The 14113-nt window shown below is 64.6% G+C and carries 13 protein-coding genes; 10 read left to right on the forward strand and 3 right to left on the reverse strand.

Annotated elements, in window-relative coordinates:
- Positions 1-278 precede the first annotated feature (278 nt).
- The gene (cydB, locus tag ACK59Z_RS13865; RefSeq protein WP_409293237.1) at positions 279-1409 is read left to right on the forward strand and encodes a cytochrome d ubiquinol oxidase subunit II; all 1131 of its coding nucleotides are present in this window, start codon (positions 279-281) and stop codon (positions 1407-1409) included.
- A 122-nt stretch (positions 1410-1531) separates the two neighbouring features.
- On the opposite strand, the gene ACK59Z_RS13870 is transcribed toward cydB, so the two are convergent.
- The 3 genes from ACK59Z_RS13870 to ACK59Z_RS13880 all read right to left on the reverse strand — a co-directional run bounded on the left by ACK59Z_RS13870 (position 1532) and on the right by ACK59Z_RS13880 (position 4423).
- The gene (locus tag ACK59Z_RS13870; protein WP_409293239.1) at positions 1532-1963 is read right to left on the reverse strand and encodes a copper uptake system-associated protein; all 432 of its coding nucleotides are present in this window, start codon (positions 1961-1963) and stop codon (positions 1532-1534) included.
- A gap of 54 nt (positions 1964-2017) precedes the next feature.
- On the reverse strand, positions 2018-3934 hold the full coding sequence (locus ACK59Z_RS13875) for a TonB-dependent receptor (protein ID WP_083285048.1): 1917 nt from the start codon (positions 3932-3934) through the stop codon (positions 2018-2020).
- Positions 3935-4042: 108 nt separating this feature from the next.
- The gene (locus ACK59Z_RS13880) at positions 4043-4423 is read right to left on the reverse strand and encodes a DUF2946 family protein (RefSeq protein ID WP_409293241.1); all 381 of its coding nucleotides are present in this window, start codon (positions 4421-4423) and stop codon (positions 4043-4045) included.
- A 236-nt stretch (positions 4424-4659) separates the two neighbouring features.
- Here ACK59Z_RS13880 and ACK59Z_RS13885 point away from each other — a divergent pair, with 236 nt between their 5' ends.
- From ACK59Z_RS13885 to ACK59Z_RS13925, 9 genes are all read left to right on the forward strand, one after another.
- The gene (locus ACK59Z_RS13885; RefSeq protein WP_070096042.1) at positions 4660-5040 is read left to right on the forward strand and encodes a DUF2946 domain-containing protein; all 381 of its coding nucleotides are present in this window, start codon (positions 4660-4662) and stop codon (positions 5038-5040) included.
- Between the two features lie 190 nt (positions 5041-5230).
- Complete coding sequence (locus ACK59Z_RS13890; protein ID WP_108190765.1) at positions 5231-6172, forward strand: helix-turn-helix transcriptional regulator; 942 nt, start codon at positions 5231-5233, stop codon at positions 6170-6172.
- Between the two features lie 106 nt (positions 6173-6278).
- Entirely contained in the window at positions 6279-7442 is a 1164-nt protein-coding gene (gene moeB / locus ACK59Z_RS13895) for a molybdopterin-synthase adenylyltransferase MoeB (RefSeq protein ID WP_070096044.1), read from the forward strand.
- Between the two features lie 14 nt (positions 7443-7456).
- Positions 7457-7882 (forward strand): Mov34/MPN/PAD-1 family protein, encoded by a 426-nt coding sequence (locus tag ACK59Z_RS13900; RefSeq protein WP_020191482.1) that lies wholly within the window; start codon positions 7457-7459, stop codon positions 7880-7882.
- A gap of 55 nt (positions 7883-7937) precedes the next feature.
- Positions 7938-8216, forward strand: a complete 279-nt coding sequence (locus ACK59Z_RS13905) for a MoaD/ThiS family protein (protein ID WP_070096046.1) — start codon at positions 7938-7940, stop codon at positions 8214-8216.
- Positions 8213-10024, forward strand: coding sequence for a CoA transferase (locus tag ACK59Z_RS13910; protein ID WP_108190767.1), 1812 nt, complete (start codon positions 8213-8215; stop codon positions 10022-10024). The genes ACK59Z_RS13905 and ACK59Z_RS13910 overlap by 4 nt, the downstream gene beginning before the upstream one ends.
- Positions 10021-11670: a class I adenylate-forming enzyme family protein gene (locus ACK59Z_RS13915; protein WP_070096048.1), complete on the forward strand. Its 1650-nt coding sequence runs from the start codon at positions 10021-10023 to the stop codon at positions 11668-11670. The genes ACK59Z_RS13910 and ACK59Z_RS13915 overlap by 4 nt, the downstream gene beginning before the upstream one ends.
- Positions 11671-11679: 9 nt before the next feature.
- Complete coding sequence (locus tag ACK59Z_RS13920; protein ID WP_409293246.1) at positions 11680-12909, forward strand: acyl-CoA dehydrogenase family protein; 1230 nt, start codon at positions 11680-11682, stop codon at positions 12907-12909.
- Entirely contained in the window at positions 12899-14098 is a 1200-nt protein-coding gene (locus tag ACK59Z_RS13925; RefSeq protein WP_108190769.1) for a CynX/NimT family MFS transporter, read from the forward strand. The genes ACK59Z_RS13920 and ACK59Z_RS13925 overlap by 11 nt, the downstream gene beginning before the upstream one ends.
- Positions 14099-14113: the final 15 nt, after the last annotated feature.

The raw sequence follows: 14113 nt of genomic DNA on the forward strand, positions 1-14113 counted from the left end.
CAAAAAGCATAGTCGTTGCTGTATAGGTTGGTGGCAGGGTCATGCCGGTACATTTTGGTGCGACAGGCTGCCGCAGTTGGCCCTGAGCCACTGCTGGACGCCCGTGCTGTCACCGCATCCCGCGACATGCGACGGGCTGTCGCAGTTGGGGGAACAACAGGCAGCGCCTAGCATGGTCATTGCCTGTATCGCCTTGTCCCATCCATGCTGCACGGCAGGCGACCCAAAGCGGCCCTTCCATCGGATGCGCCGCTTTCCTTCGAGCTGAGAGAGCCGTCATGGACCATGAACTGCTGAAGATCGTCTGGTGGCTATTGATTGGCCTAATGCTGATCGGTTTTATGCTGGGCGAAAGTCTGGATGTGGGCGCTCGGGTGCTGGTGCCGTGGCTATCGGGTCGAAGTGGAGAACCGCTGCAGCAAGCACCGGCGGCGCCTGCGCATATCAACCTGCTGTGGTTGCTGGCCCTGGGTGGCACACTTGCGCTGGTCTGGCCCGCGCTCGGTGGCCTGGCCTGCCTGGTGACGGGCCTTGTGGGCCTGCTGGTACTGTTGCGCCGATCTGCGTGGCAAGCCGCCAGACCACGAGCCTGGCGCGTGCTGGCGATCGGCTTGCTGCCGGCAGCCCTGCTGGGGGGCATGCTGGGCAACCTGCTCCTTGGGTTGCCATTCAGTCGCTGTGGCCAGGCGGGTATGCAGTTCCACGGGACAGTGGGTGGCCTGTTCAGTCCGTTCGCCTTGCTTGCAGGTGTCGTGAGCCTGACGATGGTCTGCCAGTTTGGCGCTACCTGGGTGGTGCAGCGCGGCGGCCGCTCCTTGTATCAGTCAGCAAGCCGGGTCGCAGGCGCTGCGGGTGTGATGTTCCTGGCCAGTTTCATAGTCGCTGCTATATGGCTGGCAGCGAATGCGCGCGGCTACAGTGTTTGGGCGGTGGAACGTCACGCTACTTTGTGCGGGCTTGGCGTTTGGGTGGTGCTGGCAGACAACCCTGGCTGGCTGGACAATTTTCAGGCCTGGCCTGCAGCCGGCCTGGCACCTGTGCTTGCCTTGGCTGGCACCGTCATGAGTCTGTTCGCTTGCGCCAATGCCCGGTCTGGCCTGGCGCTACTGGGCAGTGGCCTGACGGTGGGTGCGACGCTGTGCAGCGTAGGGTTCGCTCTATTCCCTTTCATCTTGCCTTCCAGCGTGCAAGTGTCTGCCAGCATGACGCTATGGAGCGCGGCCAGTGACGAAAGAACCTTGGGGACCTTGCTGATTCTTGCCAGTGTGCTACTCCCCATGTTGCTGGCTTACACCCTGGGTGTCAGCCTCAAAGGCTCGCAGCTGCTGATCGTGCCCTCAAAGCGAGTTGAGAAACGCCAGCAAAGGCATGCGCCTTCCTCGATCCATGGCGATCACCGCATTGCGTGAACCACGCCGCCTGTGCCGATTGCTTGAAGGGGGGCGAGTCAGCCATTGCCTGGAGCATTTGTGCCAGGAAGGCGTCAAGGTGACACAACATGACGGGGGCGTGAAAGCCCCCGGCTTGTTCATCAGTGATTGCCGTGGGCAGCGTCCTTGTCGACCTTGACCACGCCCTGGAACAACGCGAACTGCTTGACGCGCTCGGCTGGCTGAGCACTCTCGGCCTGGCGCACTGCCTGGCTCAGTTGGGCTGAGTCCTGGTCACTGAGCCCGGCGCTGCGCAGGGTCGCCGGGTCGAGCAGCGAATCGCCTGCGCACAACACCACGCGCCAGCCGTGAGGCCCTTTACGCAACAAGGCGCGGCCGCCGCGCTGGTCTTGCAACCAGCCGGCTACCCCATGGTCGCCCTGGACGGTAACTGGGCCAACGTCCAGCGGCGCATCCGGGCGTTCGAAGTTGTGTCGCATCAGTTGCTGAATGCTCTGCTGCTCGCTGGCGGTATCGGCCACGGCCAGCAGTGGGCTGCAGGCTAGCAGCAGGGCGAGAATCGGTGCTTTCATGCGCGTATTCCTTGAAAGGGCTGCCGGTGCAGGCCGGCAGCGTCAGGGGAGGGCTCAGAAGCCCATCTTCACACCCAGTTGCGCCGAAGTGCCGGGCATCGGGTAGTTGGTGCGGTAGGCGTAGTCACGGTCGAACAGGTTTTCCACGGCGACGAACACTTCGCCGACCTTGCCCAGTGCGGGTACGGCATAACCTACGCGCATGTTGACCACGGTGAAGCTGTCGACCTTGGAGAAGTTGCTGGCGCCGGCGGTGCGTTCCTCGGCCAGCACGTACATGTCTTTCTGGTACTGCGCATCAGCCGACAGGCGCCACGGCCCGGTTTCGTAGGTGGTGCCCAGCGACAGCGATTTCTGCGGTGCGTAGGGCAGGGTCTTGAGCGAAGGGTCGAGCCAGGTGAACCCGACGAAGCTGCTCCAGTTGCTGGTCCAGCGTTGCTGCCAGGTGGCTTCGGCGCCCTTGATGTTGTAATCACCCAGGTTGATATACGACGGGCGCGACACCGACGGTGGGAAGGCAAACAGGTAGCGGTCCTGCAGCTTGTCCTTGAACACCGCCAGGTCGAGGGTGGCGCTGTCGATCGGGTTGAAGCGCACGCCCAGTTCCTGGTGGTCGACTTTCTCGGGCTTGAGGTCTTTCCAGGTTTCGCCGAGCGCCGGAATCAGGCTCGACATCACCGAAGCTTCCAGGCCGGGGTAGTTGATGCCGCGCGAGGCGTTGGCACGGAACTCGACATTGTTCGAGGACAGCAGCAGGCCTGCGTGCGGGGCGGTGGCGTTGTCGAACACGTTGTGCTCATACGTGCGTACGCCGGCCGACGGGGTCAGGGTCCAGGTGTCGTTGAGGGCAAAGGCATGGCTGACGGCGACGTGCGGCGATGTCACGCGCAGGGTGGGCGCGTCGAACTTCGCTTGTGGCGCCGGGGCGATGCGTTTGAAGTGGACTTCGCCCTTGCTCTCGTCGATGTCCAGGCCCAAGGCCACTTCGCCGCCTTGCCAGGGGCGCAATTGCTCTTCCCAGCGAATGCCCTGCAGGGTGAAATCACTGATGGTGTCGCCGTCCAGGCCGGTCTGGTCAAGGGCCGAACCTCGGCCTTCGTTGTGGTAGACCTTGAGGCTGCCATCGCCCCATTCGTGATTGTGGGCCAATGACAGCGAAGCGAGCGTGCCGCGGGTATTGAACTCGCCATTTTTGGTTTCCGGCAGGCCTTTCTGCCCGGGGTCGGAGACCTGGTTGTTGGCGTGCAGCACCAACAAGCCAGTGCTCCAGTTCTCGTTCAGCCGATAACCCAAGCGCGCCATGCCATTGTTCAGCCGGCCATCACCGTCACTGCGGTCACCGTCCGAGTGGGCTGCCCCCTGGGCCAGCAGGTAGTCGAAATCGCCTTCGCGGCCAATCAGGCTGGCTTGTTCGGTGGCCGTGCGGAAGCTGCCGCCGGTGAGTTGCAGCTCCCCATGGTGGTTGTCGCCCTGCTCGGCAACCTTGGGCGTCAGGTCGATGGCCGCGAAGGTGTTGCCGAACTTCTGCGGCTGCGGGCCTTTGTACACGCTGATGCTCTGCATCGCGTTGATCGGCAGCAGGTCCAGCAGCGGGTGGCCCCAGACGCCCATATAGAAGGGAACGCCATCGATGTAGGTTTTGATCTCGCTGCCCGGGCGGCTGGCACCCATGCCGCGGATGTACACCGCGCCGCCTTCGGCACCGCCGAACGAGCCGACCGGGTTGAAGCGCGACACCACCACGCCGGGTGTACGACGCAGCGCGGAGGACAGGTCGAGCGCGTTGAGGTCGCGGATCTGCTCCTGGCCGACCACGGTGGTGAGGCTGCCGAAGCTGTCGACCGTGTTCTGGTCGATGACCGAAGTGCCGACCACCGTGGTTTCGGGCAGCTCCACGCTGTCGGTCTGGGCCAGTGCGGTACCACTGGAAAGGGCGAGTGCGGCTGCGCAGCAAAGCGTCTTGTTTTTCATGCTCTGTGTATTCCTGTTGCGAAAAGTCGAGGCGGGCCGACGACGCGCGCATGGCGGCATCCCCCGTTGCATTTGAGCAATGGGCGCGTTGTGGCCTGGGAGGGCAGGTCAGGTCAGGGCGGGCGAGGCGCGGGGGTTGGCTGCAGGCCAGAGGCGACGAGGCCAGGCTGCGGGGGAGGCGGGCAGGGAAATGTCAGGTGTTGCCCGGGCGATCGGAGCGTCGGGCAGTAGGGGCATGAACGCCAGGCCGGAGTGGCTGCACAAGGGGCAATCCAGCGTAGTGCCTGCGGCCGAGGTGTCACCCAGCCACTGCTCGAAGCCGAGCGGACTGGGCGCGGCCCCGGCGTGGCCGCAGACGGCGCCACCGGCGCCGTTGAGCGTCAGGCCGCTGGCCTGGCCGTGGCCTAGCCCGCAGTGCAGCACGGCAAACAGCACGCTGGCGTAGAGGATCCAGGCGAGGGTATGGCGACGTCCTGCTGATCGGTGCATATCCCTTGCTCGATGGCTGCGGCGGCTGAAATGGGGCGATGCGCGAGTCTAGCAATGCTTCCTGTCTATGCAGGGTGCGACAGCCTGCCGCACCTTGATGAGGCTAATGCCAATTCGCCATGGCTTGGCAGGTGGTGTGGCGGATTGTCGCAGTAGAGTCTAGAAAGCCTTGTACGGATTGCCAGGCGAAAATCGCCGTTGGTATCTGCTCACCTTTCACGCCACGGATCCGGTTCATGAGTCGCCACCCGACACGACGCGCCTTCATCGCCTGGGCCCTGTACTTCATTGCGCTGTTCAATGTGTTCTCCTGTGGCTTGGGCCATGGGCAGATGCTTGGGCTGGCGTTGAACGGCATCGGCGGACAGTTCTGCTCGGTCCGCACCGACACCTCGGCGTTGGCCGCCAAGGACCTTTCGGTGTTGCCCGACAGCGGGCTGGCCACGCCGTTCACTTGCCCGTTGTGCGCGGCAGGCTTCGTGCACCTGGTGTTCCTCGTCGCCCTGGCCTGGCTCTTGTCGAACATCGACCGGCGACGTTTCGCTCGTGTTCCCCATGGGCATGCGCCGCCCCGCTATTGCTGGCCGTCCTCCAACCCTCGCGCCTCTCCCTGCTGAACCTCGCTGCGCGCACGTGCCCGTGGCCGTGCGCGCGTCTCAGGCCCATGACAAAAGGCATAGGGCCGAATAGGTGGCTTGCGGGACCACACAGCAAGCCTTGAGCCAGCGAAGCGGGCGGCGGGCCGTCATGGTCGTGCGCCGCTTCATGGAGGAGTGCCGGCGATGGACGATACTTTGCAAGTGGCGAATGAAACGCGTGGCGCACGCTAGTGTCGTGCTGCGCCGCGTTACCCCGCATGAGCCGTTGCAGCGTTTGCGTGCCGTTCCAGCCAGCGCGCCGCAACACCTGGTCATCGAGGACGACCTGCTGCTGATGCGCTTCGACGCCGGCAATCAGGGGGCTGCGCTGCGACATGCCTGCGATTGTCTCAGGGGGCCGCTGCTGTGCCTGACTTTCCTGGAGCAGGGCGTTCTGCGCTTTGTCGACAGCAAAGGTCGCTGCTGGCCCTTTGAGGCTGGCCAGAGCATTGCTCAGTTGCTGCGCGACGCAGCGCAGGCCAGGCGCCTTCAAACCAGTCCCGGTGCCGGTGGCCTGCAGCTGATCGTGGGTGAACGCACCTTGCGCCGCTACATGGGCGAACAGCAGGCTTGGCGGCTGCTGCATTGCCAGGGCGAGGCGCCATTGTTGCAGTGCTCCACCAGCCGTGATGCGTGCAGTCATGTCCAGGCCCTGACCACGCGATTGGCCCAGGGGCAATACGGGCCATTGGACATCCATCTGCATGTGCTGAACCTGTTGAGCCAACCTCTGCGCCAGCTGACTGTGCAACCGCCCGAGGCCAGGCCGCTGTTGCCAGGGGCACTGGTCAAGCGCCTGGAGCAGGCCCGGCAACTGCTGCACGACGAGCTCGATCAGCCGCTGACTGTCCCGCTCTTGTGTCGCCGCGTCGGCCTGAGTGCGGCGAAGCTCAAGCAGGGCTTTCATGAGCTGTTCGATACCACGCCCTATCGCATGCTGCTGGAACTGCGCATGCAGCGTGCCCACATCCTGCTTCAGGAGGGCTGCCAGGTCGCCCAGGTGGCCTACAAGGTTGGCTACAGCCACCCCAGCAATTTCAGCACCGCGTTCAGCGGCTATTTCGGCTTTGCGCCCAAGGAGGTCGGCAAGCGCGGCGCCGTGTCGACGTAATCCATATGCATCGAAGCGCAATCCATACGAATGCGTGCTGGCAGAGGGTGTGCGCGCCCCGTGGGCTGGCGAACAATGGGCAGGCCCTAAGCCAAGGAGCTTCACGATGAAACTTCCCGCACTGGTTGACGCCTGCGCCCAACTGAGCAGCGAAGAGATTTCCCGCTACAGCCGCCACCTGCTGATTCCCGACGTCGGGCTCGACGGCCAGCGCCGGCTCAAGAGCAGCAAGGTGCTGGTCATCGGCGCCGGGGGGCTCGGTTCGCCAACCTTGCTGTACCTGGCGGCAGCCGGAGTCGGCACCCTCGGCATCGTCGATTTCGACGTGGTTGAAGCGTCCAACCTGCAACGCCAGGTGATCCACCGCCAGTCCACGCTGGGCCAGGCCAAGAGCGACAGTGCCGCGCAGGCCATCGCCGACCTCAACCCGTTGGTCAACGTGCGCCGGCACAACCTGCGCCTGGAGCCGGAGAACGCCTTGGCGTTGTTCGCCGAGTACGACCTGATCCTCGACGGCACCGATAACTTCGCCACCCGCTACCTGGTCAACGACGCCTGCGTGCTGGCCGGCAAGCCCTATGTCTGGGGCTCGATCTTCCGCTTCGAAGGCCAGGTCTCGGTGTTCTGGGAGCAGGCCCCGGGTGGCGGTGGTCTGAACTACCGCGACCTGTATCCCGAGCCGCCGCCACCGGAGCTTGCGCCGTCGTGCTCCGAGGGAGGGGTACTGGGGATTCTCTGCGCGTCGGTCGGTTCGATCATGGCCACCGAGGCCATCAAGTTGATCACTGGTATCGGCGAAACACTGCTTGGCCGGCTCATGGTCTACGACGCACTGGAGATGAGTTACCGCCAGATCCGTCTGCGTCGTGCCCCGGATCGCCGGCCGATTACCCGTCTGGATGACTACCAGACCTTTTGCGGCGGTGTGCAGCCAGCCGCAGTCGAGGTGCCGCAGATCAGCGCTGTTGCGCTGCAGGCGCTGCTGCTTGATGACCCGAGCGTGGTGCTGATCGACGTCCGCGAGCCAACTGAGTGGGACATTGCGCACATCCAGGGGGCGCAACTGATGCCCCGGCACGCCGGATTGGCCGCGCAGTTGCAGGACCGTTATGCCAGTGACACGCCCCTGGTGCTGCATTGCAAGTCAGGCGTCCGGTCTCGGGCGGTACTGCTGGAGTTGCAGGGGTTGGGCTTCAGCCGCGTGAAAAATCTGCAGGGCGGCATCCTGGCCTGGATCAAGGATGTGGAGCCGGCCTTGCCGAGCTATTGAGAGGACGAACCATCATGTTGACCATTTCCAGAGCCTTGCTCGACGCCCTGCTGACGCATGCACGGCAGCAACACCCCCTCGAAGCCTGCGGCGTGATCGCCGGCAGACAAGGCTCCGACCAGCCTTCACGCTGGGTGCCCATGGCCAATCAAGCCGCCTCGCAAACCTACTTCCGGTTCGAGCCACGCGAGCAACTGCGCGTCTGGCGCGAGATGGACGCTCAGCAGGAGGAGCCGGTGGTCATCTACCACTCGCACACTGCCAGCGAGGCGTACCCGAGCAGGACCGATATCGAGTTCGCCAGCGAAACGTATGCCCATTACCTGATCGTCTCCACCGCGCCAGGCTGCGAGCACCCGGTGCGCAGCTTCCGCATCGCGCAGGGCCAGGTCATCGAAGAGAGCTTGCGCATTATCGACAGCGACAGCCGCGCCGCCTGAATCGCGATCGCTATCTCATTTTCTCGTGATCGGCTCTGAAGCCGAGGAGTAACCCATGCCGGTTTTTGTCAGTGTTCCGACCCTGTTACGCAGTTACACCCAGGACCACAAACGCGTCGAAGCCCTGGGGCAAACGGTGCGCGAGGTGGTCGACGACCTCGAACGGCGCTACCCGGGCATACGCCCACGCTTGATGGACGAGCAAGGGCTGCACCGCTTCGTCAACCTGTACCTCAACGACGAAGATATACGTTTTCTCGCCAACCTCGATACCGTGGTGGCTGACCGCGACGAGCTGATCATCCTGCCTGCGGTGGCCGGAGGTGCCAGATGAGCCAGGCTGCGGTGCTGAGTGGCTGCCGTCTGCTCGGACCGTTTGCCGATGAGCAGATGCCGCTGCAGCGTGCCGTGGCGCTACAAGCGCAGGCCTTGGGGCTGCTGCTTTGCGAGGTGCCCGCCGACGACCAGGCGCTTGTCTATCGCCTGGAGGGTGAGGGCCTGCACCCTGCTCAGTGCCGCATCACCGGCTGGGGCGATGGCGCCCCGACGGGGATCAGCGAATTCACCTTGCAAGCCGCTTGCGGATTGATGGCGGTGCATGGGAGGGCCAGTGGGCAAGCCCAGGCTATCGATCTGGATTACCTCAGCAACGTCGCTGCCAGCCTGGTGCTGACTGGGTTGATGGCTACGGTGCTGGGGCGCCTGCGCGGTGGCGAAATGGCTGACTGCAGCCTGTCACTGCCGGGGGCGGGCTTGTTGTGTATCAGCCAGTACCTCGCCGGGGCGACAGCCGAGGGGGGCGCCGAGCAACTGCCGGCGGGCTGTTCGTCCGCGCAGTTGCGGCCGCCCTTCATCAGTGCCGACGGCGTGTCCTTCGAACTGGAAACCCTGGATGCCGGTCCATGGCTGGCTTTCTGGGACGCATTAGGTGTGTCCCGGGCCGATAGCGGCAAAGGTTGGCAGGGGTTCCTGCTGCGCTATGCACGGGCCATCGCACCAGTGCCCGAAGCCCTGTGCCAAGCGCTGGCCAGTCTGTCTTACGCGCAGATCGAGCATCATTGCGCCAACACAGGCATGGCCATCACACAAGTGCACGACCTGGCTCGGCGCGGCGCCCTGGCAGCATTGGGCGACAGCCCTTGGTCGTTCGAACTGCAACCGGTCGTGCCGCCCTCGCGGCCATGCAGTCAGGCCTTGCCGTTGAGCGGTCTGCAGGTCATCGAATCGTGCCGGCGGATCCAGGGGCCACTCGCGGGGCACCTGCTGGCCATTCTGGGGGCCGAGGTGACCCGCCTGGAAATGCCTGGCGGTGATCCGCTGCGTGGCATGGCCCCACTGGCGCAAGGTTGCTCGGTGCGTTTCGACGCCTTGAACGGTTTGAAGTCGGTGGTCGAACTGGACATCAAGTCCGCAGACGAACGCGCCCTGCTGCGCCAGCGGGCCGCCGCGGCTGACGTGTTCCTGCACAACTGGGCGCCAGGCAAGGCCGAGGAACTCGGGCTCGACCAGCCGGACCTGGCCCAGACCAACCCCGCACTGATTTATGCCTACGCCGGGGGCTGGGGAGGGACCAATGTACCTGCCGGTCTGCCGGGGACGGACTTCACGGTGCAGGCCTGGTCCGGCGTGGCGCAACTGATCGGCCAGGGTGAAGGCAACCCGGGTGGTTCCTTGTTCACAGTGCTCGACGTGTTCGGGGGCGTGCTTGCCGCCCAGGGCATCGTCGCGGCTTTGCTGGCCCGCCACCTGCACGGCCTTGCAGGCCGCGTTGACAGCTCGTTGCTCGGCGCCGCCGATGTGCTTTGCCGTTCCCGATTGGCCCGGCGTGAGGCCAGCGCCATGGTGTTCCAGTGCCAGGATGCGCGCCTGGCGATCGACTGCTCGGTGCCCCGCGACCTCGATGCAGTCAGGCGCCTGTTCGATCTTCCGGCGCAGTCGGCGTGGCGTGCCATGTTCGAGCCGCTACAGCAAAAGTTGCCATGCCAACCTGCCAGTCACTGGCACGCGCTGTTGCTGGCAGCAGGTGTACCCGTCGCGATCGTCTGGCAGGACCTTGCCCAATTGCATCAGGACCCACGTCTGTCGCCCTGGCTGCAGCCAGGCAGTTACACCCGCGTGCTTTCCCCATGGAGGTTTATATGAACGATTCCGGCATGATCGATTTGGTGCCCGCTGCTGTCAGGCAAGCATGGCGTGAAGCTGGCTGGTATGCCGACCAGCCGCTGTTCGAGCTGTTCGAGGAGCACGTCCAGGTTACGCCCGACAAGCCGGCGGTACTGACCCTGAACAGTCAGGTCAACTACCGGCAGTTGCACGACTACAGCCTGCGCCTGGCAAAGGGCTTGCGAGACCGTGGGGTGGTCGCCGGTGATGTGATCGCCTACCAGATCGGTAACGGTTGGCAGTGTTGCGCGATCGACCTGGCTGCCGCCGTGCTGGGTGCAGTGGTCGCGCCATTTCCGCCGGGGCGTGGCCGTCTGGACATCGAAGCGCTGCTCAAGCGTTGCTGCGCACGGGCGGTGGTCGTTGCACCACATCAAGGCGATACCGACCTGTGCGCGGTCATCGAGTCGCTTCGTCCGACGCTGCTGAGCCTGCGCATCCTAGTGGTCGATGGTGGCGAGCGCCAGGGTTGGGCGAGCCTGGCCAGTCTGCTGGCTTCGGCCCCCTTGGCAGCCAGCGACCGTCCTGTGGTTTGCCCGAACAGCCCGGCACGCCTGCTGGTGTCTTCGGGCACTGAGTCCGAGCCCAAACTGGTGGCCTATTCACACAATGCGCTGGTCGGCGGGCGGGGCCGGTTCCTGCAGCGGCTGCACCCGCAAGGGGATGGGTTGCGTGGGCTCTACCTGGTGCCGCTGGGCTCGGCATTCGGCTCCACGGCCACCGCCGGGTGCCTGGCCTGGCTCGGTGGTTCACTGGCGGTGCTGGATCGATTCGAAGCGGCCGATGCCATCCGTGCCATCGAGCAATTGCGTCCGACCCATGTATTCGCCGTGCCGACCATGCTGCAGCGCATCGCGGCCGATCCCGCGTTGGCCGAGGTCGATCGCCGTAGCCTGGTGGCGCTGGTCAGTGGCGGTGCGCTGATCGATGGGCAGAGTATCCGGCGCTGCGTCGAAGCCTTCGGTTGCGCCTTGGTGAGCCTGTACGGGTCGGCCGACGGGGTCAATTGTCACAACTTGCCGGACGACCCGTTTGAGGTGGTGTTGAGCAGTGTCGGCCAGCCCAACCCCAGCGTCTGCGAGATCAAGATCGTCGATGAGGGCGGTGATGAACTGCCCGCGGGGCAAGTCGGCGAGATCAAGGCCCGAGGCCCCTTGAGTCCGATGCAGTACGTCAATGCGCCGGAGCTTGACCAACGTTATCGCGACGACCAGGGCTGGGTGTGCACCGGTGACCTGGGGCTGATCAATGCCAGTGGCCATTTGGTGCTGGTGGGGCGCAAGAAGGACGTGATCATCCGCGGTGGCGCCAACATCAGCCCAGCGCAGATCGAACGGATTGTCACTGCTCACCCGGATGTGGTCAGCGCGGCCTGTGTACCTGTAGCAGACGCTGAGCTCGGGCAACGGGTGTGCATCTGCCTGACCCTGCGCCCAGGGGCTCGGCGATTTGCCCTCAAGCAGCTGACCGACTACCTGGGCGATCAGGGCCTGGAGAAGAACAAATGGCCGGAATACCTGCGCTTTCACCACGAGTTACCGCTAAGCCCTGCCGGAAAGGTGGACAAGAAGGCGCTGGCCGCCGACCTGGCGTTCCTGCAACGTCGTTTGAACATTGCCTGTTGAGGTTCGTCCATGCGTGAAAGTGATCGGCTACAGGAAAGGGCGATTCAGATCCGTCGCTTCATGGATCAACAGCTCATCCCCCGTGAGGCTTGTCTGGAGGCGGGCGATGCTGCGGCTCACGCTTGTCTGGCGCAATTGCAGCAGGCCGCACGGGAAGCCGGGCTATGGGGCCTTGCCAATGGCCTTGAACCCGGCGACCTGCTCCATTACCTGCCGTTGGCCGAACAGGAGGGGCGCTCGGAGCATGGGCCGGCAGTATTCGGTGCCGAGGCAGCGCTGGACGGCTACATGCTGCGTCATGGTAACGAGCAACTGCGCCAAGAAGTGCTGGCGCCGGTGCTGGCCGGTGAAGCGCTGGCCAGTTACGGCATGTCCGAGCCCAATAGCATCGGCTCGATACCCGCCACTCTTACAACACGCGGTCAGTGGTGTGGTGATCATTGGCGCCTGGATGGCGAAAAATGGTTCATCTGCCGCGCCGAACAGGCAGCGTTCATCACTGTGGTCGCGCGCACCCGTGAGGGACCGCTGGAACGGGGGTTGACGCTGTTCGTGGTACCGACCGGAACGCCTGGGCTGGATGTCGTCGGGAGAATGCCCGTACTGGGGCGCTACCAGGGGCAAGCCGGTGTGCGCTTGAGCGGAGTGCGCGTGGGACCGGGGCAGGTACTCGGTGAAGTGGGTGGAGGTTTGGCGCTGATCCAGGAGCGTTTGGGCCTAGGGCGGCTGTTGCGTTCGGCACACTGGCTGGGCATGGCGCAACGCTGCTTCGACCTGATGGGCGCGCGCATCGTGTCGCCGCGCGGTGCGCTGGCACGGCTGGCGGACAAGCAGTTGGTACGCTTGCGCATGGTCGAGGCCTACCAGGCGATTCATGCTGCGCGCTCGCTGCTGCGCGATGCCGCGACGCGCTTCGACCAAGGCCAGGCCAATGAAGTGGAGTCCAACCTTGCCAAGTTGGCTGCTTCGCGCGCCCTGAGCCTCAATGTGGACTCGGCGATCCAGATCCATGGCGCCGAAGGGCTGGGCGACGGTTTGCCACTGGCGGGGATTTACCGGCATGCCCGTGCCACGCACTTCATGGATGGCACCGACGATGCCTTGGTCAGTGCATTGGGGCGGCAGTTGATCGACGCTTACCGATGCGCAGGAGGGTTGAATTTCGCCGCGCCGTCTTCGTTACCTGAAGGCTGGGCCGGCGCAACGGGCAACGATGGGGACCGCTCCCATGCAGATTGACGACCTGTCGATATCCCAGGCACGGCAACCATCGACGATGCTGCTGCGCAGCCTGCTGGGCGCGGCCATGGCCCTGCCCATGTTGGTGTTCTACGCCATAGGCGCACTGGGCCCCTACCTGGTCGCTGATTTACAGGTGCCTGAGCACTGGCTGGGTTACCTGACCATGAGTGCCTTTGCCCTGGCCGCGCTGTTGTCGCTATGGGCCGGGGCCCTCGTCGATCGCCTGGGTGGACGGCGGGCGCTGGGGTTGTTGTTCGGCATTTGTGCCCTCGCCTATGGCCTGGCCGGCCTGCTGCCGGGCTTCGTCGGGTTAGTCCTTGCCCTGGCTGTGTGTGGCGCTGCCCAGGCAATGGCCAATCCTGCGACCAACCTGTTGATTGCCGAGCACCTGCCGGTCGCCGAACGGGCCGCGAGCGTCGGCTTCAAGCAGGCGGGGGTGCAAGTGTCGGCGCTGTGTGCCGGGTTGCTGCTGCCCCTGCTTGCCCAGCATCTGGGCTGGCGCCAGGCATTGGTGCTGTTTGCGCCGATGGCATTGCTGTTGGGCATGATCGCTCTGCGTCATCTGCCGGCGCTGCAGACGTGCGGGGCCAGCGTGCCGATTGCCCTGCAGCGGCCTTCGCCTGGGTTGGCACTGTTGATGGCGGTGCAATGCTGCGTGGCCATTGCCTTGTCGTCGTTCGTGACCTACTTGGGCGTGTATGCCCGGGCGCAAGGTGTGCCTGTTGCGCTGGCTGGCACACTGGTGGCGGTGTTCGGGCTGATGGGGATTCTGGCTCGGGTGCTGCTAACGCCGATGGCTGCGCGTATGAAGGACGAGAGTTTGATGCTGTGCGTGCTGTGCGTGCTGGCGGCGCTGGCAGTTTTTAGCACAAGCCTGGCCGGCCTGCAGTCCTGGGCATGGCTGTGGATCGGCAGCATCGGCATGGGGCTCACGGCGGTGGCGACCAATGCGGTGGCCATGGGCATGGTCCTGCGCGACCGGACGTTTGGCCCACCCGCCGTTTCGGCCAGCCTGGTGTCAGTCGGGTTCTTCGCCGGCTTTGCTCTAGGGCCACCTGTGTTCGGTGTGCTGTTGCGTCAAGCCCAAGGCTATGGCCTGGTCTGGAAGGCCATGATCGCGGTGCTGATGCTAGGGGCGTTGCTGTGCCTTTGGCTTGGAAGATACCGCCGCGCTGACTCTTTGTAGGCGGTTACCAGAGGC

It is taken from the genome of Pseudomonas sp. KCJK9058 (genome assembly GCF_046230975.1).
Lineage (GTDB): Bacteria > Pseudomonadota > Gammaproteobacteria > Pseudomonadales > Pseudomonadaceae > Aquipseudomonas > Aquipseudomonas alloputida.